Annotated in this window: 19 protein-coding genes and 1 pseudogene; 11 read left to right on the top strand and 9 right to left on the bottom strand. The window is 52.5% G+C overall.

Translation table 11 applies throughout. The features are described 5' to 3' along the window. Window positions 1–7: 7 nt before the first annotated feature. The 4 genes from LQZ21_RS02435 to LQZ21_RS02420 form a co-directional block, all read right to left on the bottom strand. Window positions 8–1,321: a phenylacetate--CoA ligase family protein gene (locus LQZ21_RS02435; protein WP_411042551.1), complete on the bottom strand. Its 1,314-nt coding sequence runs from the start codon at window positions 1,319–1,321 to the stop codon at window positions 8–10. A 1-nt stretch (window position 1,322) separates the two neighbouring features. Continuing rightward, window positions 1,323–1,910 carry an indolepyruvate oxidoreductase subunit beta gene (locus LQZ21_RS02430; RefSeq protein ID WP_411042550.1) on the bottom strand — a complete coding sequence of 196 codons (588 nt, stop codon included), beginning with the start codon at window positions 1,908–1,910 and terminating at the stop codon, window positions 1,323–1,325. 182 nt (window positions 1,911–2,092) lie between these two features. Next, window positions 2,093–3,823 carry a thiamine pyrophosphate-dependent enzyme gene (locus tag LQZ21_RS02425; RefSeq protein WP_411042549.1) on the bottom strand — a complete coding sequence of 577 codons (1,731 nt, stop codon included), beginning with the start codon at window positions 3,821–3,823 and terminating at the stop codon, window positions 2,093–2,095. Window positions 3,824–3,892: 69 nt separating this feature from the next. After that, window positions 3,893–5,368, bottom strand: a complete 1,476-nt coding sequence (locus LQZ21_RS02420; protein ID WP_411042548.1) for a sodium:solute symporter family protein — start codon at window positions 5,366–5,368, stop codon at window positions 3,893–3,895. Window positions 5,369–5,563: 195 nt separating this feature from the next. Between LQZ21_RS02420 and LQZ21_RS02415 the strand changes: the two genes are divergently transcribed. After that, a complete protein-coding gene (locus LQZ21_RS02415) occupies window positions 5,564–6,805 on the top strand; it encodes a glycosyltransferase (RefSeq protein WP_411042547.1) in 1,242 nt (413 codons plus the stop codon). A gap of 11 nt (window positions 6,806–6,816) precedes the next feature. Then, window positions 6,817–8,064, top strand: a complete 1,248-nt coding sequence (locus LQZ21_RS02410) for a DEAD/DEAH box helicase (RefSeq protein WP_411042546.1) — start codon at window positions 6,817–6,819, stop codon at window positions 8,062–8,064. On the opposite strand, the gene LQZ21_RS02405 is transcribed toward LQZ21_RS02410, so the two are convergent. Next, the gene (locus LQZ21_RS02405) at window positions 8,046–9,740 is read right to left on the bottom strand and encodes a capsule assembly Wzi family protein (RefSeq protein WP_411042545.1); all 1,695 of its coding nucleotides are present in this window, start codon (window positions 9,738–9,740) and stop codon (window positions 8,046–8,048) included. The two genes, LQZ21_RS02410 and LQZ21_RS02405, sit on opposite strands and share 19 nt — an antisense overlap. Window positions 9,741–9,788: 48 nt before the next feature. Here LQZ21_RS02405 and LQZ21_RS02400 point away from each other — a divergent pair, with 48 nt between their 5' ends. Then, complete coding sequence (locus tag LQZ21_RS02400; protein WP_411042544.1) at window positions 9,789–13,331, top strand: SNF2-related protein; 3,543 nt, start codon at window positions 9,789–9,791, stop codon at window positions 13,329–13,331. Window positions 13,332–13,390: 59 nt separating this feature from the next. Here the strand turns inward: LQZ21_RS02400 and LQZ21_RS02395 are convergent, their stop codons facing one another. Together LQZ21_RS02395 and LQZ21_RS02390 are read right to left on the bottom strand one after the other, a co-directional pair. Next, a complete protein-coding gene (locus LQZ21_RS02395) occupies window positions 13,391–14,881 on the bottom strand; it encodes a hypothetical protein (protein WP_411042543.1) in 1,491 nt (496 codons plus the stop codon). Between the two features lie 8 nt (window positions 14,882–14,889). Then, window positions 14,890–15,336: an RrF2 family transcriptional regulator gene (locus LQZ21_RS02390; protein ID WP_411042542.1), complete on the bottom strand. Its 447-nt coding sequence runs from the start codon at window positions 15,334–15,336 to the stop codon at window positions 14,890–14,892. Window positions 15,337–16,265: 929 nt separating this feature from the next. On the opposite strand from LQZ21_RS02390, the gene rpsT reads away from it, so the two are divergent. The 8 genes and pseudogenes from rpsT to rpmE all read left to right on the top strand — a co-directional run bounded on the left by rpsT (window position 16,266) and on the right by rpmE (window position 22,517). Next, window positions 16,266–16,541 carry a 30S ribosomal protein S20 gene (gene rpsT, locus LQZ21_RS02385; protein ID WP_411042541.1) on the top strand — a complete coding sequence of 92 codons (276 nt, stop codon included), beginning with the start codon at window positions 16,266–16,268 and terminating at the stop codon, window positions 16,539–16,541. Window positions 16,542–16,608: 67 nt separating this feature from the next. After that, complete coding sequence (locus LQZ21_RS02380) at window positions 16,609–16,938, top strand: HU family DNA-binding protein (RefSeq protein ID WP_411042540.1); 330 nt, start codon at window positions 16,609–16,611, stop codon at window positions 16,936–16,938. Then, window positions 16,935–18,578 carry an apolipoprotein N-acyltransferase gene (lnt, locus tag LQZ21_RS02375; protein ID WP_411042539.1) on the top strand — a complete coding sequence of 548 codons (1,644 nt, stop codon included), beginning with the start codon at window positions 16,935–16,937 and terminating at the stop codon, window positions 18,576–18,578. The genes LQZ21_RS02380 and lnt overlap by 4 nt, the downstream gene beginning before the upstream one ends. Then, a complete protein-coding gene (locus tag LQZ21_RS02370; RefSeq protein WP_411042538.1) occupies window positions 18,575–19,288 on the top strand; it encodes a response regulator transcription factor in 714 nt (237 codons plus the stop codon). Before lnt ends, LQZ21_RS02370 begins: the two co-directional genes overlap by 4 nt. 7 nt (window positions 19,289–19,295) lie before the next feature. After that, window positions 19,296–19,715, top strand: a complete 420-nt coding sequence (locus LQZ21_RS02365) for a bactofilin family protein (protein ID WP_411042537.1) — start codon at window positions 19,296–19,298, stop codon at window positions 19,713–19,715. Next, a complete protein-coding gene (locus LQZ21_RS02360; protein WP_411042536.1) occupies window positions 19,702–20,181 on the top strand; it encodes a CinA family protein in 480 nt (159 codons plus the stop codon). The genes LQZ21_RS02365 and LQZ21_RS02360 overlap by 14 nt, the downstream gene beginning before the upstream one ends. An 822-nt stretch (window positions 20,182–21,003) precedes the next feature. Beyond that, window positions 21,004–22,287, top strand: a pseudogene (gene rho / locus LQZ21_RS02355) (transcription termination factor Rho); the annotation flags it as partial. 26 nt (window positions 22,288–22,313) lie between these two features. Next, the gene (gene rpmE, locus LQZ21_RS02350) at window positions 22,314–22,517 is read left to right on the top strand and encodes a 50S ribosomal protein L31 (RefSeq protein ID WP_411042535.1); all 204 of its coding nucleotides are present in this window, start codon (window positions 22,314–22,316) and stop codon (window positions 22,515–22,517) included. Window positions 22,518–22,524: 7 nt separating this feature from the next. Here rpmE and LQZ21_RS02345 read toward each other — a convergent pair whose 3' ends face one another. Both LQZ21_RS02345 and LQZ21_RS02340 read right to left on the bottom strand, forming a co-directional pair. Beyond that, on the bottom strand, window positions 22,525–23,556 hold the full coding sequence (locus tag LQZ21_RS02345) for a class I SAM-dependent methyltransferase (RefSeq protein ID WP_411042534.1): 1,032 nt from the start codon (window positions 23,554–23,556) through the stop codon (window positions 22,525–22,527). After that, window positions 23,537–24,199 carry a redox-sensing transcriptional repressor Rex gene (locus tag LQZ21_RS02340; RefSeq protein WP_411042533.1) on the bottom strand — a complete coding sequence of 221 codons (663 nt, stop codon included), beginning with the start codon at window positions 24,197–24,199 and terminating at the stop codon, window positions 23,537–23,539. Before LQZ21_RS02340 ends, LQZ21_RS02345 begins: the two co-directional genes overlap by 20 nt. Between the last annotated feature and the right edge of the window lie 158 nt (window positions 24,200–24,357).

The raw sequence follows: 24,357 nt of genomic DNA, 5'->3' as shown, positions 1-24,357 counted from the left end.
CCAAGCGTTATATATCCTGGGAGCGGTTGTCCTGGACCCGTTTGGCTTTGCCTTCGGATATGGGGAGGCTGCCCGATTCGTGGAGTTCTACCCGGGGATTGATGGTGATGGATGCCTGGAGGGTTTTGCGGATCCTCTCCTTCAGGGCATTAAGGGGACGGGCATCATCCATAAAGATAGTCGGTCCCACCTCGGTTTTTACCGTGATCCGGTCCAGGACCCCTTCTTTTTCGATCACGATAAGGTAATTATTCCCTACTTCCTTGATGGACATGATCACTTCCTCAATTTGGCTGGGGAAGAGGTTTACCCCATTGATAATAAGCATGTCGTCGGTGCGGCCGGTGATGCGGTGGAGCCGCCTATGGGTTCTGCCGCAGGAACAAGGCTCGGGATAAAAGGCGCTGAGATCCCGGGTGCGGTACCGTAAAATGGGGGTGGCTTCCCTGCAGAGGATGGTGAGGACCAATTCCCCGGTTTCCCCCTCCGGTACCGGTTCCAAGGTATCGGGGTTGACAATTTCGGCGATATAGCCGTCCTCCCAAATATGGAGGCCGTTTTTATTTGGGCACTCAAAAGCTACTCCGGGACCGTTCATCTCCGAAAGGCCATAGGAGTTGTATACGTCGATATGCAATAGTTCCTCAATACGACGGCGGGTGTCTTCCGAGTAGGGTTCCGCCCCGGCAAAGGCTTTCCTAAGCTTGATGCTTTCCCGGCTCACCCCTTCTTCCCGCATCTTGGCTTCCACATGGAGGAGAAAACTCGGGGTGGCATGGACCACGGTGGTACCAAAATCCTGCATAAGCCGAAATTGACGGGTAGTATTTCCCGCCCCCGAGGGGATCACCAGCATCCCCACTTCTTCCCCCCCGGCATGGAACCCAAGGCCCCCGGTAAAAAGACCATAGGTAATCATATTCTGGAACACATCGGTTTTATCACATCCCGTCCCGTAGATACACCGGGCCACAAAACCGGTCCATCGGCTTATATCTTCCTTATTAAAATAAATCGTGGTGGGGGTACCGGTGGTGCCGCTTGAGGCATGGAGCCGGATCACCTCTTCCCGGGGGATACTCAGAAACCCGTAGGGAAAGCCGTCCCGTAAATCGTGTTTGGTGGTAAAGGGGATACGGTTAAGATCTTTAAGGCTCTTAATAGCATCTTCACTTTTGATCCCCGCTTCGGTAAGCCGCTTTTTATAAAAGGGGGTCCTCAGGGCATAGGTAACCATGTTTTTAAGCTGCCTAAGCTGCCAGGCTTCCAGATCCGGCCGGGGGAGGGTCTCCATCTTTGGATTCCAGTACTGGTAGGTCATATCAAAAAACTTCCCGTAAAGAAGCGGCATTTCGGCCCAGCCGGAACGCCTGCCGGTTTGCCTCCGCTGTTGCCGGGGCCTTCGCGGCGAATTGAGCGGCAATGGTATTTTCCAAGGTTTCCTCCAAAATAGGAAGGAAGGGTGAGGCCGCCCCCACCATAACCATGTTTACCGCCCTGGCAAGCCCCGCTTCTTTGGCAAGGGCCGCCGCCGCTACTATCCGGTAAAGGGGGAAGGCCATGATAGTTTTGAGGATCTCCTCCACTTCAGGATAATCGGGAATGTTGATGACAGGTTCCGCCGCGGTAACCAAAGCTCCGGTAGGGGCAAGCCAGGGAACATACCGGAGGCTTTCCAATACCTCCATGGAGATAATCAGATCCGCCCCTCCCTGGGGAACCAGGTCCGAAGGGATCATCCCATCGGCAATCCTGAGGTGCGCCAAAACCGCCCCTCCCCGCTGGGCCATACCATGAACCTCGGACTGCCTGACCGAGAGACCTTCGGCAAGTGCCGCTTGGGCGATAATGGCGGCAATAGACAATACCCCCTGTCCGCCAACCCCCGCAAGGATGATATCCTTTTTCATGGATATAGATAATAGCTATTTTCCCCGTTTTATACAAGGAGGTTTTCCCACCAACGCCAACGATACCGTTTAAAAAATCCGGAAAAACTGAGAAAGTTTGTGATATCTTAACTTCATCCAAAGAATTCGTCAGGAGCGGCGGTTTCAAATTTTGGGCAGGGACGCCTCCCCGCAGGGAGGGTTTACCCCGCCTTTTCCTGTTTTTTTCTTATCCGAAAGGCTTCCAGACATTCCCGCCGCAAGATCACCACCGAAAGTCCCTGATACTCAATTTCCGTCTTGAGCCGGGCGGCGTTTTCTTCCAGGAATTGCCTTTTCGCCTCCAGTTCCAGGAGATGTTCCGGCTTAACCCCAAGACCCAGGATCAGGGGGGGCAGGCGGTTTGAGGGGATCATGGTTTCCTGGCAGCCGGTCATGGCCACAATGGAATTATCCAGGATGATCACGGTCATGGGAAGATCCGCGGTTACCGCGTCGATAAGGCCGGTTATTCCCGAATGGAGAAAGGTGGAATCCCCGATGACGGCGATGGCATGGGTTATCCCCGCTTCGGCGGCTCCCTTGGCCATGCCTATGGAGGCCCCCATACAAACGATACTTTCAATGGCCGAATAGGGGGGGGTGGCTCCCAGGGAATAGCAGCCGATGTCGGAGGTGATCGCCACCGACGGAAGCCCTGCCACTGCTTTTTTGATGGTTTCATAACTGTCCCCATGGGGGCAGCCTGCGCAGAGCTGAGGGGGACGCCCCGGAAGCCGCATTAAATCGAAGACTCCGGCCGCTTCGTTCTGCGCTTGGCAGAGCTGGGGGGGACGCCCCGGAAGCCGCGTTAAATCGAAGGCGCCGGAAGCGAGTATAGTGGATCGAGGGGGCAGTCCCAGCGCCTGCCGCACCTTGTCGGGGTCCAATTCCCCGGTACGGGGTACCGTACCGTCAAACCTTCCCGAAACCGCCGTATCCAGGGGCAGGATACCCCGGAGCTTCTCCTCAATAAAGGGCTGGCCCTCCTCGATTACCAGGATCCGTTCCGCCCCGTGACAGAGCTTACGGATCGATTCGACCGGGAGGGGATAGGCAGCGATGTGGATCCGGGCAGGAACCTTTCCCCCCCTAAACTGCACCAAATCCTCAAGATTTTCCTCGTAATAGTTACCCCCCAGGCCGGAGGTGATCACCACGAGGCGCTTATCTTCTCCTTCGTCCTTATTGGCGGTATGGGCCGTTGACCAGGCCAGGAGGTCCTTTTGTTTTTCGATGAGGGAAAGGTAATTCCGCCGGGCATAGGCGGGCAGGAGCATCCACTGGGTCTTGTCTTCCGTCTTGGAAAGGGAATTTTGCCCCCGTCCCGGGGCAAGGGTCACCGCCCCCCTGGCGTGGGAGAGTCTTGTGGTCAGCCGCAGTATCACCGGGATGCGGAACTTTTCGGAAACCTCAAAGGCTTCCCGGGTCATGTCATAGGCTTCCTGCTGGTTTCGGGGTTCCAAGCAGGGGGTCATGGCAAAGGAAGCGTAAAACCGGGAGTCCTGCTCGTTCTGGGAACTGTGCATCCCCGGGTCATCCGCCACGGCGATCACCAAGCCCCCCTTGATCCCCAGGAGGGCGCCGTTTATAAAGGGGTCTGATGCCACGTTGAGCCCCACATGTTTCATGGTGACCATGGAACGGCGGCCCGCGAAGGATACCCCCAGGCCCCCTTCCAGGGCGGTCTTTTCGTTGGTACACCACCGGGCTACGGGCCCCCCGGCCCCGCTTTGGCGGGTTTTATGGTATTCACCGATAAGATACTCCAGGATCTCCGTGGAGGGGGTACCGGGATATCCGTAGGAGGCGCTTACCCCCCCATGGAGCGCCCCCAGGGCAACCGCCTCATCCCCCAGGAGCAAGGTTTGTCTTAGGGAAGTTGAATCGATCATGGAAGACTCCCATATTCCCATTCAAGCACATTTGACATATATACCCCCGTAAACATGATATTCCGTCCTTTAAATTCCCTCAAAGACCTTATCCAAAAACTGCTTCTCCGGAGGGGAGGTAAAGCGGGAAACCAGGGGAACCACGATAAAGGGAACCACGATGGCAAAGGATGCGGCCAGCGGAGAACGGGCGGATCCCAAAACAAAAAAGAGAACTATTTCGGTAACCAGTCCGGTAATCAGGCCCGCGTAAGCCCCGGCTTTGGTAATCCTCCGGTGGTAGAGCCCCAGGATATAGGGGGCGGCAAAGGCGCCGGAAACAACCCCCCAGCTTAAGGACATAAGGGTAACGATAAATCCTATTTGAAACCGGGAAATAAAATAGGACACGATGATAAACAGGGCCGAAAGGAGGCGCATCATTGCCACGGACCGGTCTTTACCGGTTTTGCTATCCACCTGAGAAGGGTAGAGGTCTATGGCCACCGAAGAAGAAGACACCAGTACCAGGGACGACAGGGTGGACATGGAAGCGGAAAGCACCAGGAGCAGGATCAGGGCCAGAAGCAATTGGAGGTTTCCGATAAACTGATTAGTCAGCAGGGTGGGGATAATGGAGTCGTAGAGGATCCCGGCTTCGTTTTGGGGAACCGTGGTTAGGTCAAAGAATACATGGGCATAGGCGCCGGTTAAATAGGCGGCGATACCGATCATGAGGGCAAAAACTGTGGTCACCACCGCAGCCCGGGGGATCACCGCCTCATTTTTGATGGCGTAGAACTTCTGGGTCATCTGGGGGAGCCCCCAGGTACCAAAACTGGTCATAAATACCAGGGAGACAATGGTCAGCGCCGAGGGCTGCCGTTCCGGGGGGACGTGGACAGGATAATTTTCCGCTACTTTCCTGATCATCTCCAAGATGCCCCCGCCTTGCCCAGAGAGTACGAGGATCATGGCGGCGGCACCGAAAAACATGATGATCCCCTGGATAAAATCGGTAATGGCAATGGCAAAGTACCCGCCCAGAATGAGGTATACCCCGGTAAAGGCGATCATGATAAGGAGGGCGAGATCATAGGGAATATGGAAAACCGCCTCAAAAAGGTGCCCCAGGCCCTTAAAGACCGAAGCGGAATAGGGAAGCAGGAAAAAAAAGATCACCGAAGCCGCCACGGGTTTTAGGTGCTTTGCCCCATACCGTTTCTGAAGGAATTCCGGCATGGTCATGGCGTCCAGGTTCTGGGTCATCCGCCGGGTTCTCCGGGCCAAAACCACCCAGGCCGCGCAGGCGCCGATAAGGGCGTTTCCCAGGGCGATCCATAGGGCATTGAGGCCGAACTGCCAGCCCTGGGCCCCGGCAAAACCGATAAAGATCACCGCGGAAAAATACGAAGTTCCATAGGCTACCGCGGAAACCCAGGGACCCATGGTCCTGCCCCCAAGGAAAAAATCTCCCAGGGTTTTGGTTTTCCGCATCCCCCATATGCCAATCCCCGTCATCAGGGCTAAAAATACCACTAAAAAAACAATGCCTATACTAACCATGGTATCTTCCTTATGGTTTATGGTATCAACTTTGCGGAATTTATACCAGTATACCGGGATAGGACGGTTCGATCCATGGTTGTTCCCCTGTCCGCGCTCCAAAGATCGGTGTATAGAGGAGGTAAAAGCGGGGTTAACGGGAAGATTATGGAATTTGTTTCCAAAAAAGCCCTCGGTATGTTATATTTGAAACATATGAAAATCGTCATGTTTACCGATGCCTATTGGCCCCGGGTTAATGGTGTTACCGTATCGGTGGATTCTTTTTCCCATGCCCTGCTGCGTTCCGGCCACGAGGTGTTGATCGTTTGTTCCTTTTATCCCGGCCCAACTTCGGTGGAGCGGCTCGCCTCGGAATCGGAGCATGAACAAAATAATAGGGAGCATACGAGCAGAGAGCCCCTGGTAATACGGGTCCCTTCCATGCCTCTGTTTCTTTCTAAGGAAGACCGGATGGCAAAAATACATAAGTGGTTTTGGGTATCCAAACAGATCGACCTCTTTGGTCCGGACGTACTCCATATTAATTCTGAATTTGTGATTGCCGAATTCGGGTTTCAATATGCAAAACGGAATAACCTTCCCGCGGTATACACTTTCCATACCCTCTGGGAAGATTACGCGGCAAATTATTTCCCCATGGTTCCGGTATTTTTTCTTAAGCTTTTTGCCCGCCGTTATCTTAAATATGTAATCAACAAAGCCTATTTGATTATCGTCCCCACCCTTCAAATTCAGGAGGTCGTTAAAAGATATAATATAAAAAAACAGATCTACCTTTTGCCCACGGGAATCGATCCCCGCATCTTTGAGCACGAAGCCTCGGAAATAGACCGTTTTAGAGACATTATGGAAAAAAAATATCCCAGCCTCACGGGGAAACGGATATTGTTATTCGCCGGGCGGATCGCCAAAGAAAAAAACCTGGATTTTTTGTTGTCCTTGGTTCCCCGGATTCGGGAAAAGCACCCGGAAACGGTTTTTTTGTTCGTCGGTAACGGTCCGGATCTGGTTTATTTCCAAAAGGAATGTGAGGAAAAGAGTATTGAGGAGCACTGTATCTTTACCGGATATTTGACCCGGTATGATCTGGCCTTAACCTATGCTATTTCCAGTATCTTTGTTTTTCCTTCGTTAACGGAGACCCAGGGCTTGGTAACCATCGAGGCCATGTTGTCCGGTACGCCGGTGGTGGCCATCGGTGAAATGGGTACCATCATGGTGATGGGCGGGAACAACGGGGGCTTTATGGTAAAAAACGATCCCGATGAATTTACCGGACGGGTTTTTGACCTGCTGGAAGATCAGGACCTCTATCAACGAAAGCGCGCCGAGGCGAAGATCCATGCCCGGGCCTGGACCATTGATTCCTTAACGGAAAAACTGGTACAAATATACCGGGATGCCATTAAAAGTTTCCCCCAAAAACATCGGTAGGGGTCGTATTCATGGAATCCTTTGCCTCTCTGGGAATAAGTCCCGGTTTTATCGAAAAACTCGCGGAAAGGAATATTCGGGAACCTACCCCTATCCAGAAGCTGGTTGTTCCCTCCCTTTTAGCGGGTAAAAATGTGTTCTTCTGTTCCGCCACAGGAACGGGTAAAACCTTTGCATACCTTCTTCCCCTGTTCCAAACCCTTTTCGGTTCCGTCATGGCGGGGCCGGGGGATGATCCCGGTATTGGGGGAAGGGGAACGGAACTCCTCATCCTCGCCCCTACCTTGGAATTATGTTCCCAAATAAAAAAAGAGGCGGATTTTCTCCTGGAAGGGCAAGATCGGCGGATCAAGGTGAACCTGGTCATCGGTTCCGCCAACCTGGAACGGCAGATTGGGTCCCTTAAAAAGGACCGGCCCCGGGTAATCGTCGGTAACCCCGGCCGCCTGGTACTCCTGACCCGGATGAAAAAGCTTAAATTGGGGAGCCTTAGGGCTTTGGTTTTGGATGAAGGAGACCGGCTTTTTGCGGAGGAGCTTGCCGCCGATACCCGGGAATTGCTGGGCCTTATAAACCGGGATCGGCAGCTTACCGCCTGTTCGGCTACCCTCTCTCCCAAAATCCGGGACCTGCTGTTACCCTTTATGGAGGGGGAGGCTCTTTTTGTGGAAACCGGGGAAGAGGGAATCCTCCGGGACCGGATAGAACATTGGGCTTTTTTCTGTGAGGAACGGCGGAAGATCCAAAACCTCCGTTCTTTGCTCGGGGCGGTGAAACCCAAAAAGGCCCTGGTTTTTTCTGCCCGGGGCGGACAGCCGGGAAATATTGTTTCCCAACTCCAGTATCATCACATCCCCGCGGCGGGTCTTTACGGGGACATGGATAAAAAAAACCGAAAAGAAGCCATCGACGGCTTCCGGTCCGGAAAAATTACGGTCCTGGTTTCCAGTGACCTTGCCGCCCGGGGCCTGGACATTCCGGGCATTACCCATGTGATCGCCCTGGACGTCCCCGCCGAAGGGGGCCCCTATATCCACCGGGCGGGCCGTACCGGCCGGGCCGGCAACCGGGGGATCATGATCACCATCGGGAACGAGGATGAGATGCGCCGTTTGGCCCGGCTGGAAAAAAAACTGGGGATTACCATTTATCCCAAGGTACTTTATCGGGGACAGATATGCCTTCCCGAAACCTTCGAGGAGGAAACACCTTCCAAAATCCTTCTCCCCCCGGGTCCCGCTCAGAAGGTTCTGGAATAGGAGAGGGAGAGGGCGGTTTCAAGGCCGAATTCCGGGGCGGTCCTTTCCTGGTGGCGGCGATCAAAAACCATGGAGAGCCCGGCATAAAACTTCAGGCTGAACCCGGGGAGAAATTGCCATAGCATTTCCCCCTGGGCGGTAAAAACATTTTCGGGCCTTCCCGTGGGGCTTACTTCATTAAAACTATCCTTCCCTTGGGACCAGTCCCACTGGATGGTATGCTCCCCCATACGGATAAAGGAGAGGCCCAGGGCAAACTCCCAGGGTTCCCGTAAAAAATCCGCCCCCAGGGCGATCAGCATGGTATCCCTGCCCTGGGGATGACCGATCCACCGATAGCGGAGATCCTTATTCCCCAGCTCTGGAAGCCGGCGCATGGAGATAAAGCTGGCAAAGGGACTGGACAGGACATACAGATAGGGATCGGTATAGACCAATTCCCCGTAAAAAGAAGCCCCCCAGGACTTAAATCCGGGGGTATACTCCAGGCCTGCCAAATATCCCAGGCCATTCGGAGGCTGGGTATCGGGCCACCGGTTTTTTTCATAGGAAGTGGAAAATTCGTTCATCACCAACTGGCCGTAGAGGGCCAGAGCCGGTAGAACAGCCCATTCAAGATCAACCGAAAACAGGGAGCCCACCAGGGAACCCTCCCCGGTATCTCCCCGGGGACCCGTCCCATGCCAGGCTTCGTAATCATTCCAGGCAAAAAAGGAATGGAAAAGACCCAGGGGGGTAAAAAACCGCAGTTCCGGAGGTGAATTGCCTGCCATGATCCCCTCGGTAAAACCCAGAGAAATACGGCGGAAAAAACGCATGTCTATACGGTGCAGATAGAGATACCGCTGGGTGGTTTGGGTAAGTTCCCCGGAAGAGGCCGGGCCGAATCCCGGGGCGAACAGGGTATCGGTGGCAAGGGGTAATTGGCTTATCAAAAACGAATACTTAAAATAAGGGGAAAAAAAGGAAATTCTACCGAAATCGTAAAAATCCGGGGTATCCGAAAGGGCAAGATTCCCGGTTTTACCCGATCCAAAGGAAAGGCGGTCCCGGCCTATTTGAAAACTCCACCAGGGGCCCGCGGCGGCGACAAAGGCCCGGAGGGGCAGGTTGAGATCCACCCGCTCCGGAAGATAGGGAAGGTTGGTGTTCCACAGGACCCCTTCATCCTCATAGGAGGAAGGTTCCGAAGTCAGCATCGGTTCGGCGTTGAGAAGCAGATGATCGGTAAAAAATAAATTCACCGGAATTTTCAGAAAGGCCGGGCTGTCATAGATCCCCCGGATCCATGATACCTCCTTATTAGTCCTCAGCCGGACCTCCGGGGCGGTCTGTACCCCAAGGGACAGGTTGAAGATCCCCCGGGGGAGCAGTAATTTTGGATTGAGGGCTTCCATAATCCGGTTATAGGCGGCCCGGGCAGGATCGGAAAGGGTGTCCGGGTTTAGGTCTTGCAATATTTCCCGGATTTCGTATCCCGAAAAGGGCGGGGTAAAGGAAGTAAAACTTATGCCCCCTTCCCTAAGCAGAAACCGGAGCTCATCCAAAAGGGGGTCTCCCGGGGAGATCATTACCATGGGTTCGGCATAAAGCCGGAGAACCATAAAAAAGAGGACCAGGGGACTCAAACGCGGGAAAATGATCCGTTTTAAAAGGGTCCGGAATAAGGGAATCATGAGCGGCCTATAGTGTATCAGGTTTAATTCTGTGATACAATCCGGCTCATGGCAAGGCAAACCTATGGCAGGACCCCCTGGGGGAAATGGTTTATCGATGTTCTGGATAGCTATCAGATGGGAGCCCGGTTGGACCGGGGGAGGACTTACGCCAATACGGGCAAGGTTCTTTCCCTGGAAATCAAGGACGGAAAGGTAACGGCCAAGGTAAAGGGGAATTACCGGCCCTTCTACAAGGTGGAGATTTCCTTTCCCCCCCTTGAGGAGGGGGAAAGGATTTTTAAATTAATAGAGGAAGACCCCTCCCTGCTTGCCCGGATTGCCGCGGGAGAACTCCCTGAATCCTTTCTGCTTAAGCTCAAAAAGGAAGGGATACATCTTATTCCCAAACGCTGGAGGGAGATGAAACGGTCCTGTAATTGCCCGGATTATGGGGACCCTTGTAAACATATGGCGGCGTTGTACTATATTATTGCCCGGGAAATCGACGCCGATCCCCAGACGCTTTTCCGCCTCCGGGGGATAGATCTCCGGAAGGTTGCGGACCGGTACGGCCTCTCCCTTGGGGACCGGGGCGGCCGGGAATTGTCCCCGCCCTTTACCGTGGATATCGGTAAGGATGAAAGGGAAATCCCCCCTGATCCTCCGGAATTTCCCGAAATCCCCCACTGTACGGACCTGATCCTCTCCCTCCTGCCCCCGACGTCTGCCTTTAGTGAGGGGGATTTTTCCTTGGTTTTGGCGGAATTCTATCACCGGGCCGCCCGGTACCTCCCCTGGGAGGAAGCCGGCGATCTTGATGCCGAGGAGCACCGGTTTTCCCGATCCCACTGGACCCTGGAATGTGCCGATGCACGGCCCGGGGCGGCTTTGGTTTTGATCCGGCAAAGTCCCTCAGGCGAACAGGAACGGTATTCGGTCTACGAGGCCTTTACCCGGTTTCGGTCCTTTTCATCCGAAGATGGTACTTCCTCCTATACCTTCCTCTACTACGTGTTCAAATTCCTCAATCTTCTCTGTTCCACCGGGGCTTTTATTCCCTGCCCGCTGCTGGAGGGGGAAGACCTGCGTATCATCTGGCTCCCCTACGACCGGCTTCCCCTGATCCGGGATAGCCTGGATACCCTGGCCCGGTATGAGGACCGGCTGCTCTCCCTGAAACCGGAACGGAAGAAACCGCTGAAACCGGCCAAGTCCGGTTCAAAACTTCCCCCCAAAGCCGCCTCCGGCAGGGTAAAACCATCCTATGCCGGCGGCAGAAGCGTGGTGGATCTTATCTCCTCGGCCCTGCTTACCGAATGGGTATGGCGGCTTTATTTTTCCCGGGTAACGGGGACCCCGGCGGGAAATAAGTATCTTCGGGAACTACTGGATCTTTTTTTTCAGGGCGGGGTCCTGGATGTGGCTTCTCCGGCATTACGGAGTATGCCCCTGGCTATAGCCAACTGGCTTTCGGTTCTCAGGATGGATTTTTCCGCCTTCCGGTATCAATTTACCCTCAAATCCGGTCCGGAAAAACAGCCTTCCCGGGACATTCCCCCCAAGGATTATAAAAGTCCGGATTTTATCCTCTCCATGGAGGTTCTTTTGGAAGGGGAGGGGGGGATGGAAAAAGCCTCCCTCAAGGATGCGGTCAAAAAAACCGGATCCATCGAGGTCCTCCGGGCCCCTACGGCCCTTTCCAACTACCTCCCGGAACTGTCTACCCTTTCCACCCGTAATACGGTGAGGCTTGGGGAAGACCGGCTCGCGGATTTTCTGGACAACGCCGCCCCTCTGCTTTCCCGGCTGGGGATCGCCGTGGTGTTCCCCAAAAACCTCCATCGAGAATTAAAACCCCGGCTGGTCCTCCGGGGGGAGGTAAAACAGGCCGGTTCCCTGGTGAGTTACCTCAGTCTGGATAAGCTTCTGGACTGGCAGTGGCAGGTGGCCATCGGCGACGAGGTCCTCAGCGCGGCGGAATTTCAGGCCCTGGTAAAACAAAAAAAGACCGTGGTTAAATTCCGGGATAAATTTATCCGCCTGGACCCGGCGGAACTGGCCCGGCTCCTCAAAAGCGCTCAAACCAGGGAACCCACGGTTAATGATTTTCTCAAGGCCCATTTTTCCGGGGACAGCATCCTCTCCTTTGACGCGGAGGAGATCATCAAAAATCTCTTTGAAGAACGTTCCTTCCCCATACCCGGTGACCTCCGGGCTCAACTGCGGGAGTACCAGGAGCGGGGATACCGGTGGATATGTTCCCTCCTCCTTTCCGGGTTCGGCTGTATTCTGGCGGATGATATGGGGCTGGGAAAAACCATTCAGTCCATCGCGGTCATCCTCCGGCTTAAAGCGGAGGGACTTTTGGGGGAGGGCTGTCTTATCGTAGCCCCTGCGGCACTTCTGGAAAACTGGGAACGGGAGCTGGGCCGCTTCGCCCCCTCCCTGACCGTTGTCCGTTACCACGGCAGCCGCCGTACCCTGGCAGGGAACAGGGAGGTGTTTCTCACCACCTACCAGACCGCGGTCCGGGACAGCGAAAAACTCATCCACCGGCCCTTTTCTATCCTCATCGCCGATGAGGCTCACCTGATGAAAAACGCCGAAACCCGGGGCTCCAAAACCCTCAAGCAGTTCCGGTCCCGGTACCGTCTCGCCCTTTCGGGAACCCCCGTGGAGAACCGCCTGGAAGATATGCGTTCCCTTTTCGATTTTATTCTCCCGGGCTACCTGGGGACCCAGGCCGAATTCAAGGAAACCTATAGAACCCCCATTGAGGTAATGCGGCAAAAGGACCCGGCCGAAGCCCTCCGGCGGATCACCGCCCCCTTCCTCCTCAGGCGGCTTAAAACCGACAAGAGGATTATCTCGGATCTGCCGGATAAGGTGAGTATCAATGAATACGCGGTCCTGGAAAAGGGGCAAGCCGCCCTCTACGAGAGTATCGTGGCGGCCACCATGGAAAAGTCGGAAAAGCTGGAGGATCCCCGGGAACGCCGGGCCCTGGTATTGGCCCTCCTCACCAGTCTCAAGCAGGTCTGTGATCATCCCCGGGTATACGACAAGGAAAGTCCCCCCCGATCAAACCTCTCGGGCAAGGCTTGTCTTTTGGTGACCCTGCTCCAGGAGATCCTGGCCAACCGGGAAAAGGTGCTGGTTTTTAGTCAATATGTGGAAGCCCTCTCCTGCCTGGAGACCATCATCCAAAAAGAACTGGACGAAACAGTCCTGGTCTACCACGGCGGCCTCAGCCAAACCCGGCGGAGCGAAGTGCTGAACCGCTTCCAGACAGATCCCGCCGAACGGATCCTCCTCGTAAGCCTTAAAGCCGGGGGACTGGGTCTCAACCTTACCGCCGCCAGCCGGGTTATCCACTACGATCTCTGGTACAACCCCGCGGTGGAAAACCAGGCCACCGACCGGGCTTTCCGTATCGGCCAGACCCAGAAGGTTTTTGTCCACCGGTTCATCACCAAAAACAGCTTTGAGGAAAAAATCGACGCCATGCTCACCAGTAAGCGGGAACTGGCGGATATGACGGTTTCCTCCGGGGAATCCTGGCTTGCCCGAATGAGCCATGAGGAACTTCGGGCCCTTTTTGCCCGATGAGGTTGAAAATCCGCCGGTCCGGCAGGATCAAGGAACCTATAGGTAGGGGTCCTTTTGTATCATCCTTCACTGTCAAAAACGGTTTTTCCCAGGGAAGAGGTGCTGCCGTCCAGGGAAGAACGGTATTTTTTTAGGGCATCCTTTTCCCGGGCAAGTTCGGTAAAGGTGTAGACCGGATTTCCCCGGTTATCCAACGTTACATCGGGAACCGCATAGGAGCCCAGTTCCTTGATGATTTTGTCCGCCGCGGCAGCCAAGTTCCGGGGACGGCATTCGGGAATATCCGGGGGCAGATCCCCGGCTTTTACTTCCCGGGGATTTTCCCAGATCCGGCCATAACCTATCTTCCGCATATTTTCAAATTTGACCGCCTCGTTTTCCTCCCGCAGCCTCAGATAGCGGAGGCCGGGGATGAGCCAAAAGAGGAGGGAGAAAATCAGGGGAACCAGCCCCAAACCAATGGTGATGAAGGGCAGGGGATCGGAAAAAAGTCCGGAAAAAAGCATATGGGTCACGGCGAAGGGATATAAACCGGCACCTATGGGCGTTTGGGACGTCAGGCCGCCAATATTCATGGCATTGAAAAAAAAGTACGTCCCAAAGGCCAAATTTACCCCGTTGATCACGCCGAACCAGACATTCATATTTTTTTTATTGGAGGAAAAGGATTTTAAACGTTTGATAATCGCCGATAGGCCGGTAAAGGAACGATCCTGACTGTCCGCCCGGAGCAGCAGGGGGTCAAAACGGTATACCACGGTTCCTTCCTCGGTTGCTTCCGGAAGGCCGCCAAACTCGGCGCAGCAGGAGAGGATCGCCGGGTCCGCTTTTTCCGGGGGAAGTCCCGTAAGGGTCATAAACTCGGGCAGGGAAATTACCCCCCCGTGGGCCTGGATATAGGCGATGACAGACCGTTTTTCCCGGGAAGCCCAATCCCCATTGGGATCCTCATCGCCGAATACGAAGGAAAAAATAGCCTTATAAAGGGGTCTGCCCTTGGGCTTTGCCCGCCGGTTTTCGTAATACCTTCCGTCCAGAGACTTGGTTAATTCCGAATAAAACCATATCCGGATGATCAGGTTAAAAATTTGGGAGGTAAAGTACATCCCCCCCAAACCATTTCCCCGATGGGAAGAACGGTTATTGGAATTGGAAGAACTACCGGCCACGGAAATAACCAGGGATGCCAGGGCAATGAGCATAAAAAGGACAAAATACCCCACGAGCATTCCCATGATCCACACCTTAAAGATCCAGGTACCGGCAATTAGCATCCCCTTTTTTATTTTTTCCATCGTCCTGGACAGATTCCGGCGAAAACCATGATATTTACTGACAAACCCATGGGGGAACGAGTAGAGAATTTCACCGGATTCGGTAACCTGTAACCGGGCCCGGTATTCATCCGCCGCAACCCCTACCAGTTCCCGGACCGAATCCAGGGGCAGGGCTGTTTTTGCGGTAATGTCCGCGATGGTAGCGCCCTTCCGCTGATTCTTGAAGGCCTCCAATACCTTCCGGTATGCTTCATTATTTTTTATTTGATCCACCCTTCCCACTATACAATCCCTTCTGACCGCGTTTTTTCCGGTTCCGTATGGTATTTTTCCAGAATTGACGCAATGGTAATATTTCTAAAATAATTATTTACCAAATCGGTTACATCTTGCCATATAAAATGGGTAAGACAATAGCCGATTCTTTCACAGTCATCCCGGCTTTTATCGCAGTTAGTGAGGTTCAGCTCTTCACCGGCGGCATCCAGAATAGCCTTGATGGTCAACTTGTCCAGGGGCTGGGCAAAACAGAAGCCGCCGCCGGGGCCCCGTACGGAGGTAACAATCCCCGCCTTTCGTAGCCTAAAAAAAATTTGTTCCAAAAATACGGACGAAATATTCTCCTGCTCAGACAAGTTGTTGATAGATACCGGGGAACCGTCTTTTCCGAGCCGCGCTAAGGCCAAAGATGCCCGAAGCGCATACCGGCCTCGAGTGGTAATCCTCATTGAACCCCCCTTTTGCTTGAGCCGTTTTCAAACTACGGGTACCTAAGCAGCCCCGATAATCGGGATTTTTGCACGAAGGTGTGCCAAAGACACCCTGGGTAGATAACCCCGTAGCACGATTAGGCCGGTTTCAAAACCCAGGTGGTGGAATCGCTCCGGGAAAAGCGGTCTAAAGCCCGATTTTTCCGCTAAATTTAAAGAAGCGGTTCCAAAAACCGAAATTTTGAAATGACTTTTTATGATAATATATTTTTTAATAAATGTAAAATACCAAATGAAAAAAAGCGAGAAAATACGGGTTATTTTAACGCAATCCCCGGAAAAAAGGGGATTTCAGTCCCCCATTTCCGGTAATCCCGGGGTGAACGGCCCATCCCCGGGGTATGGACCCTTCGCAACGAATCAATCCCTTGGCTCGGTTAGTTTGGGGACGGCTCATTTTTTATCGCTTTATCCTGTTCCCAAGGCCTTTTACCGTTGACAGATTCTTGGCCTCCGTAGTATTCTACATATTATCAAAAGAGATTGTTTGCGAACCAAGGGGTTTGAAACATGGTTCAAATTCCTGATTTTTTTCGGGAATCATTGATAAGCGCCTAATGCGGTAAGGAGAATAATTATGGCTCAGGCCAGTAAAAATGCCCGTACATCCAGCTCGACCCAGAAATTCTTTTGTTCCTGTGGTGGTGAAGTCAAAATGAAAACCCTTTTTGAGGCGGGAAAGGTAAAAAACATCGCTGAATGTGAAAAATGCAAGCGTACCGAACGGCGGCCTTCTGATTTCAAATAAAATTCCCCGTCTTTGTAGGCGAGGTGTCTGGGTTTTGTAAGGGTTGTGTTTTTTTAAATTAAGAGAATCTTAACGGGTTTTAGCCTGTATAACCTTAGCGATAAGGGTAAGAAAAATTTTGTATTTTGGGGGTTTTCCTTTGGCAGGTAAAAGTAGTTCCGCTGAAAAACGTCATCGGCAGAGTGAAGAGCGCCGTCTTCGAAACAAGGCGGTAAAGAGTTCCGTTCGGACCAGTGCAAAAAAATTTGTACTTCTGACCAGAAAAAAAGAAATCGGCGAGGCGGAGGCGGCTCTTAAGGACATGATAAAAAAGATAGATACCGCCGCCAGGAAGGGTATTATAAAAAAGAATACGGCTGCCCGAAAAAAGTCACGGATGCAGCGCCTGTATAATTCCCTTAAAGAAGCCCAATAAATACGGTCAGGACCGGTAGAAATAAGACCCTCCAAACATGGCGGGTCTTATTTTAGAATAAGGATATATGGTGGAAAAAAAGGTAACCAAAGCTGATATTATAGACTCCTTATATGAAAAAACCGGTATGAATCGCAAAGAAATTCGTGTACTTATTGACTTTTTTATTGATGATATAAAAGAAGCCCTGGTCAAAGGGCGAATCATAGAATTGCGGGGATTCGGAACCTTCGAGATCCGGGTCAGAAAAGGCCGGCAAAAGGCACGGAATCCCAAGACCGGCGAAATGGTTTCAGTTACTTCACATGGAATTGCCGCATTTAGACCGGGCCGGGAATTAAAACAGACGGTATGGAATTTGGCGGAATTGTCCCATACAAATGGCAGTGATACATGACCTTGTTTAGAGGCCGAAAGGGATGGAGCCGCTTCCTGCTCTACCTTTTTGCCGTATTAATCGCTTCCCTATTATTTGCCGCTTCTTTTCCCAATTTATTGGTCAGTCAGGGTATACCCCTGCTTGCCTGGATTGCCTATATACCCTTGTTTTGGCTTTTATATCAGGTTAATGTAGGCGCATCCGTGTTTTGGGGGGCCCTCTACGGATATGCGGCTTACGGTTTATTTAATTATTGGTTAAGTGTTTTTCATCCCCTGGCAGGGCTCATCGTGGGGCTTATTTACCTCGTTTTTTTCGCGGTCCTTTTTCCCCTGCTCAAGGCGGCGTCCCTTCTGTTCCCCCGGCGGGGTTATATCGTGCAGTGGCTCATCTGGATAGCCTATGAGTACCTCCGTACCCAGGGTTTCCTCGGATACCCCTACGGAATAACCGGATATTCCCAATGGACCCAGCTTCCCGTGATCCAAATCGCCGATATCTTCGGAGTATGGGGGGTTTCCGCCCTGGTGATTTTCCCATCGGTCTATCTGGCCGCCGCACTGAAAGATTTTTTGTCCCCTAAAGGGGAGGGAGGAAATCCAACAGGAGGTTTGGCCCTTCTAAAGGGGTTTATCCGTCGGGAACCGGTAGCCCTGGTTATATGGCTTGTGGCCATGGCCGCCGCTTTGAACTATGGGTTTGTCTCTCCGGTGGATTATCGGGATGCCCCCACCGCCCGGATCGCCCTGATTCAGCATAATACCGACCCCTGGCGGGGCGATATGGAAGACTACCGGCAGAATTTTCGGGTTTTAAGGCGCCTTTCTCAAGAGGCCCTGGCATCGTCTAAGCCGGATCTGGTAGTATGGTCTGAAACGGCTTTTGTCCCCCGGATTTACTGGCACGAGACCTACCGGGATGATCAGGAATCCTATGCCCTGGTTAAGGAACTTTTGGATTACCTTAAAATTCAGGAGGTGCCCTTTGTTATCGGGAACGACGATGCCCGGCTGGAGGTAAATGATAAAGGCCAATGGGAGCGGGTGGACTATAATGCGGTGATGCTTTTTAACCGGGGGGAAATAGCCGGTTTGTACCGTAAACTCCACCTGGTCCCTTTTACGGAGTATTTTCCCTATGAAAAGCAGCTCCCCTGGGTGTATAATGCGCTCAAGAATGCGGATACCCATTTCTGGAAAACAGGCAAGGAGGCTACGGTTTTTTCGATAAACGGCCTTAAATTTTCCAGTCCCATCTGTTTTGAGGATACCTTTGGGTACCTGTCCCGGGAATTTGTAAAAAACGGAGCGGAGTTTATCGTGAACCTCTCCAATGACGCCTGGTCCAAGAGTCTTCCCGCCCAGATGCAGCATCTGTCCATGGCGGTATTCCGGGCGGTGGAAAACCGTTGTTCCATGGTTCGATCCACCGCGTCGGGCCAAACCTGCGGAATAGACCCCAACGGCAGGATCCTCGCCATGGCGGAACCCTTTGCCGAAGTTCAACTTACCGTGGAGATTCCCGTGGTAAAATCGGATTCGTTATATACCAGATATGGGGATTTTTTCCCTCGAATTTGTACCGCCGCCGCTTTTCTTGTATTGATAGCAGGCTTGGGAGGACATATAATAAAAATGCGAAAAGGAAGGAAGCAATGAATACCCGCAAAAAAATACTCATTGTGGATGATGAGCAGATAAATCTTGAATTCTTTGAGGTGATGCTTTCTAAACTCGGATTTATCGTGGAGAAAGCTTCCGATGGGGTGGAAGCCCTGGAGAAGGTTAAGCGGTTTTATCCTGATCTGATCTTGCTTGATAATATTATGCCCCGGATGTCCGGATGGGAGGTCACCAAAACCTTAAAAAACGACCCGAAATTCCGGGAAATTCCCATTATCATGTTTTCAGCTCTGGATGATGTTAAGGATAAGGTGGAGGGGTTTGCCCTGGGGATAGATGATTATATCACCAAACCCTATAATTTTTCCGAAGTCCTCGCCCGGATCCGGGCGGTACTGCGGAACCGGGAACTTTTTGGGCAGATTGTGGTCCGGGAATCCCGGTTAAACCTGGCGGAGGAATTCAGTCTATCCATAAAAAAAGACGTGGCGGATTTTGTTAAAAGCATGGATGAGTTAGATGCGGTTATTACCCAAGTTTCCCGGACCGAAGAAGTTATCGATCAAAACACCCTGCCCCGGCTTTTGGCGGTAATCAGGGAAAAGTCAAAGGTGGTCCGGAAGCATATTGCCGGATTGGATGCCCGTATTGAACGAACCATAGCGGAATGGGAAGGGTTAAAGAAAAACGAAATTGGACTTCAAGTCCTGGAGAATCAGATCCGGGGTTCCCTGCGGGAGGAGTAAGAAGCACATGGATGGCAAAAAAAACGCCGGTTCTCCCATGGTGATCTTTGGAAATACTACAAATTTTAGCGGTTTTTTACGATTTAAGGAAACCTTATGTATCCAGGGTAAATTTAAGGGAACCATAGAAGCTACCGGGGCCCTTATCGTGGATAAAGGGGCCGTGGTTGAGGCGGATCATATTTCCGTTACCTCCTTGATTGTTTATGGGACCGTGGTGGGGACGGTGAATGCCATGGATAAGGTAGATATGTTTCCCGGTGCGGAGGTTCGGGGGGATGTCAGTGCCGCCCGGTTGCGGATCGCCGATGGGGTGCTTTTTGAAGGTCATTGCGGTATGACCGGGATTGAGAAGGATGTGGAGATTTTTTCCCGGCCCACCGAGGAGATAAAGGCGGAATTGCAGAGGGGTGATGGCGAGAATTGAAGCCCTGGAACTTATCGAAAAATTATCCTCCGCATCCCTTTCGGTAGTCCTTGCCGAATCTTGTACCGCCGGACTGGCGGCGGACCTGATCGTCCAGGTTCCCGGGGCTTCCCGGGTGTTTTGGGGTTCCTTCGTTTGTTACTCCATAGCGGCGAAACAACGGATGCTGGGGGTGGACCACGAACTTATTCTGCGGCATGGGGTGGTAAGCGAGGAAACGGCCTGTGCCATGGCCGAGGGGGCTCTGGCGCGGAGCGGAGCGGATTTAGCGGCGGGGGTTACGGGGCTTGCGGGCCCCGGTGGTGACGGTTCCGTACCGGCGGGTACGGTATGGATAGGAGTAGCGGGCCGGGGAGGTAAAAGCCGGGGTTTGGTATTCCATTATACTGGTTCCCGAAATGAGGTTCGTTTGGCCGCGGCCCTGGACACCCTCAGGGAATTGATCCGGAATATTCATAAGATTTAAAGGAAGTTCCGGAAACCTCGGCCAGGTTTTCAGAAGTTTCCTTAAAGAATATCTTGACATGAAAGGATGGAACATATACATTTAAAGAAATTAAGTAGTTGAAAAATTTATTTTTCAATAATTGGGTTGATGTATTGTTACTTAGACAGGCAGTCCTTTCAGTTAAGAAAATAATCTAACAGGAAACGAACCCGTTGAAGATACGTGGTATATGGTATCTCATTTTTTCTCGTTCTGAAAAATCGGGAATGTAAAATATAGAAACGGAGTTTATCCATGGCAATCGTAAGAAAGCGTCGAAATTCAAAAAATATAGAGACCGACGAATCGAACAATTTTGGACAAGGGGAATTGGCTATGAGTAATTCCTATGGCGGCGCAGAAGAACCGTCGCTGCCGCTTAACCTGAATAACGCGACGGAGTTTGAAGCGGATCGTCCGGCGGAGACGGGGGATGCGGGATCCCCGGAACAAAACCGCCCGGTGGATTATGGTGAAGGAGAATTTTCAGGCGTTGAAGATTCAGGGGATGACTATTCCGGGGAGAAACCCAACGGAAAAGCGGTGATTGTTCGGGCAAGGCCTAAACGGGTCGGTTCCCACCGGGAGAGCCGGGGCAAAAGCGGTTTCCGGAGTTCTCAGGCGATCGTGACGCCCCAGCCGGTCACTGCCCCGGTTCCGCCTCCGGGGATTCCTGCCGGGGGGATCCCGCCGGCGGCAAATTCCCAAACTCCGGCGGTTCCCCTGTCGGCGATTCCCAAAAACCTTCCTTCCATGCCGGATATCTACGGTAAACCTGAACCCCGCCTGGATCAGGATAACGGTAAACCCCGGCTTTCAATTAATGAGCTGATCCGGCTTAATATGATGGACCTCCGGGAATTGGCGGCCTCCTATAATATTTCCCATGAGGATATGGTTTCCTTAAAAAAGCAGGAGATTATCTTCTCCATTCTTAAGGCCCATACCGAGCGGGGGGGGATCATCTATGCCTATGGTTCCCTGGAGATTCTCCCCGATGGGTACGGGTTCCTCAGGAGTCCCCAGAATTCCTATCTCCCCGGCCCGGATGACATCTACATCAGTCCCAGCCAGATTCGGCTTTTCGCCCTTAAGACCGGAGACACCGTCTACGGCCAGATCCGCAGCCCCAAGGAGCAGGAACGGTTTTTCGCCATGCTCCGGGTGGAAACGGTGAACTATGACGATCCCACGGTGGCCCAAAACCGTATCCCCTTCGATAACCTGACCCCCCTCTACCCGGATGAAAAACTCGACCTGGAAACCAGCACCGAGGGTATATCCGAGCGGATCATCAACCTTTTCTGTCCCATCGGTAAAGGGCAGCGGGCCCTCATCGTGGCCCCCCCCCGGACGGGGAAGACCATCATGATGCAGAAGATCGCCAATGCCATTACCAAAAATCACCCCGAGGTATACCTTATCGTGCTCCTCATTGACGAGCGCCCCGAGGAGGTTACCGATATGGAGCGGACCGTCCGGGCGGAGGTGATCTCCTCTACCTTTGACGAACAGGCCACCCGGCATGTCCAGGTTACCGAAATGGTATTGGAAAAGGCAAAACGCCTGGTGGAGCATAAAAAAGACGTGGTGATCCTCCTGGATTCCATCACCCGCCTGGCCCGGGCCTATAATCAGACGGTTCCCACTTCGGGGAAGATCCTCTCCGGCGGGGTGGACTCCAACGCCCTCCATAAGCCCAAACGTTTTTTTGGGGCCGCCCGGAATATAGAGGAGGGGGGAAGCCTGACCATTATCTCCACCGCCCTTATTGAGACCGGCAGCCGTATGGACGAGGTTATCTTTGAAGAATTTAAGGGTACCGGTAACCTGGAGATTGACCTGGACCGGCGGATCAGCGACCGCAGGCTTTTCCCGGCGATCAACATCAAAAAATCCGGCACCCGGAAGGAGGAGCTCCTCCTCACCGAAGAGGAACTACAGAAGATATGGATCCTCCGGAAGGTTATCAACCCCATGGACGATATCGAGATCATCGAACTTCTGGTTGACAAGATGAAGAAAACTAAGAATAATGAAGCATTCCTTAGATCGATGAACACCGGTTCCGCCGGTATGGATTAATAAATTTCCGGGAGGTTTATTTATAGATGAAAGAAAAAATTCATCCGAAATACGAGCTTACCAAGATTACCTGTGCCTGTGGTAATGAGATCGAGACCCGTTCCACCGTTAAGGATATCAAGGTTGAAATTTGTTCCGCCTGTCATCCCTTCTTTACGGGTAAACAGAAACTGGTGGATACCGCTGGCCGGATTGAACGGTTCCGCAAGAAGTACAATATCAAAGAGTAAGCTTCCCTTATGAAGGCCGCGTAAAGGTATAACACCGGGGCATTTTTTTTCCTCGAAAGTCCTCATCTTCCATGAGGGGGGAGAGATCCATAACTTCCCAGCCGGAAAATTTTTCAGGGTCAAGGTGAAAGTACCGGGCATTGGCGCTGAACCAGAGTTTTCCTCCGGGTTTAAGCAGGGAAAGGCATTGGGAGATGAGAGATTGATGGTCCCGTTTAACATCCAGGGTAGCCCTCATCTTTTTTGAGTTGGAAAAAGCCGGAGGATCCAGGATGATCATGTCCCAGGAAAGCCCTGCCTTCAGGGCGGTATCAAGAAAAGAGAGGACATCGGCCCGGATAAGCCGATAGGGGACAGATCCTTCCCCGGGAGGGCGCCGGGCGGTGAGGAATTCCGGGGGAACTCTACGGGTTCTCAGGTGGTTTAGTCCAAAGTTCACCGCCGCCCATTCCAGGTAAGGGCGGGATAAATCCACCGAATCGATCTCCTTTGCACCGCCGGCGGCGGCGCAAACCGAAAAGGCCGCGGTATAGCAAAACAGGTTGAGCAGGGTTTTGCCGGATGCCTCGGCCCGGATCCGGCTTCGCATCCGGCGGCGGTCCGGAAAAAAACCCGTATCCAGGTAATCCGAGAGATTTACCCGGAAGGTCAACCCCGCTTCATGGATCTCCGTCTCAAATTTTTTTTGTCCCATCTTCTGGTATTGGGTACTTCCCCGCTGCCGCTCCCGGTATTTGATGAAAACCTGTTCCCGGGAAATCCCCAGGGCGTCGGAAACCGCCCCGGACATGACCCTAAGCCATGACGCTTCCTCCCCCGGATCCTTCTCGTAGGGCCGTTTATAGAGGGCCCCGGAGACCGCACCTCCGTAGAGATCCAATACCAGGGGAATTTCGGGTATATCCCGGTCATAGAGCCGTAATACGTCGGTTCCTATCCGTGAAGCCCATTTTTTAAGGTGTTTGTACCTTTTTTTTACCCGGTTATGGAGCATCTCTCCCTGAGCGGCGGTTTTTATCTCAGCGGAAGTTCTTTCCATTCCCCTCATCCATACGGTTGGCCTGCATGGTCACGCAAAGCAGTGCATACCCGGAGGATAGGTTCTCCTTTTGGACTATTACCTGATCGGGAACCTTGAGTTTGACATTGGTAAAATTCCAGATCCCCACGATGCCCGCTTCCACCAGGACATCCGTTGTTTCCTGAGCGAAAGTGGAGGGTACGGTGAGGATGGCGACCTTGACACCGAAATTGCGGATCTGAATACCCATGGTATTCGCATCCAGGACCGTTACTCCGTGAACGGTAGTCCCTATTTTTTCGGGGTTTTTATCAAAGGCGGCCATAATATTTAATCCATGGAATTGAAATTCCTGGTATCCCATCAGGGCGGTTCCCAAATTCCCCACCCCAATCAACACCACATCCTGGGGAGAATCCCAGCCGAGGAACCGTTCAATGGCGATTATTAATGCCTCCAGGGGATATCCCTTTTTGGGTTTACCGATGATACCGGTAATGGCCAGATCTTTACGAACCTGAATCGGCTCCAGGTTTAATTCCTGGGCGATTAACGTTCCGGAGATAAATTCACTGCCCTCATGCTGATATTGCCGGATCGTATGTAAATACGAGGGTAAGCGGCGTATGGAAGGGACGGCGGAAATCTTAATTTTTGCCACAATGATTCCTTATCATCTAGTAAAACTGTTTCAAAATCTGGCCGGTAACGCCATGATTTTAAAACAGCTTTTATGGTATATTATTTTTCGATAAAAATCAATCGATAAGAAAAATGGAAAAATGAGGCTGCCTCAAGATCCTATGCTTCCTGGGACCT

The organism is Treponema sp. TIM-1, assembly GCF_046533115.1.
In the GTDB taxonomy this organism is placed as follows: domain Bacteria; phylum Spirochaetota; class Spirochaetia; order Treponematales; family Breznakiellaceae; genus JAIRMO01.
The sequence above is the reverse complement of the archived record's forward strand: the minus strand, read 5'-3'. Positions and strand labels throughout refer to the sequence as shown.

Excerpts from the sequence above, each read along its gene's own strand:
- LQZ21_RS02435 (WP_411042551.1), bottom strand. The coding sequence starts at position 1,321 with ATGACCTACCAGTACTGGAATCCAAAGATGGAGACCCTCCCCCGGCCG.
- LQZ21_RS02430 (WP_411042550.1), bottom strand. The coding sequence starts at position 1,910 with ATGAAAAAGGATATCATCCTTGCGGGGGTTGGCGGACAGGGGGTATTG.
- LQZ21_RS02425 (WP_411042549.1), bottom strand. The coding sequence starts at position 3,823 with ATGATCGATTCAACTTCCCTAAGACAAACCTTGCTCCTGGGGGATGAG.
- LQZ21_RS02420 (WP_411042548.1), bottom strand. The coding sequence starts at position 5,368 with ATGGTTAGTATAGGCATTGTTTTTTTAGTGGTATTTTTAGCCCTGATG.
- LQZ21_RS02415 (WP_411042547.1), top strand. The coding sequence starts at position 5,564 with ATGAAAATCGTCATGTTTACCGATGCCTATTGGCCCCGGGTTAATGGT.
- LQZ21_RS02410 (WP_411042546.1), top strand. The coding sequence starts at position 6,817 with ATGGAATCCTTTGCCTCTCTGGGAATAAGTCCCGGTTTTATCGAAAAA.
- LQZ21_RS02405 (WP_411042545.1), bottom strand. The coding sequence starts at position 9,740 with ATGATTCCCTTATTCCGGACCCTTTTAAAACGGATCATTTTCCCGCGT.
- LQZ21_RS02400 (WP_411042544.1), top strand. The coding sequence starts at position 9,789 with ATGGCAAGGCAAACCTATGGCAGGACCCCCTGGGGGAAATGGTTTATC.
- LQZ21_RS02390 (WP_411042542.1), bottom strand. The coding sequence starts at position 15,336 with ATGAGGATTACCACTCGAGGCCGGTATGCGCTTCGGGCATCTTTGGCC.
- LQZ21_RS02380 (WP_411042540.1), top strand. The coding sequence starts at position 16,609 with ATGGTGGAAAAAAAGGTAACCAAAGCTGATATTATAGACTCCTTATAT.
- lnt (WP_411042539.1), top strand. The coding sequence starts at position 16,935 with ATGACCTTGTTTAGAGGCCGAAAGGGATGGAGCCGCTTCCTGCTCTAC.
- LQZ21_RS02370 (WP_411042538.1), top strand. The coding sequence starts at position 18,575 with ATGAATACCCGCAAAAAAATACTCATTGTGGATGATGAGCAGATAAAT.
- LQZ21_RS02365 (WP_411042537.1), top strand. The coding sequence starts at position 19,296 with ATGGATGGCAAAAAAAACGCCGGTTCTCCCATGGTGATCTTTGGAAAT.
- LQZ21_RS02360 (WP_411042536.1), top strand. The coding sequence starts at position 19,702 with ATGGCGAGAATTGAAGCCCTGGAACTTATCGAAAAATTATCCTCCGCA.
- rpmE (WP_411042535.1), top strand. The coding sequence starts at position 22,314 with ATGAAAGAAAAAATTCATCCGAAATACGAGCTTACCAAGATTACCTGT.
- LQZ21_RS02345 (WP_411042534.1), bottom strand. The coding sequence starts at position 23,556 with ATGGAAAGAACTTCCGCTGAGATAAAAACCGCCGCTCAGGGAGAGATG.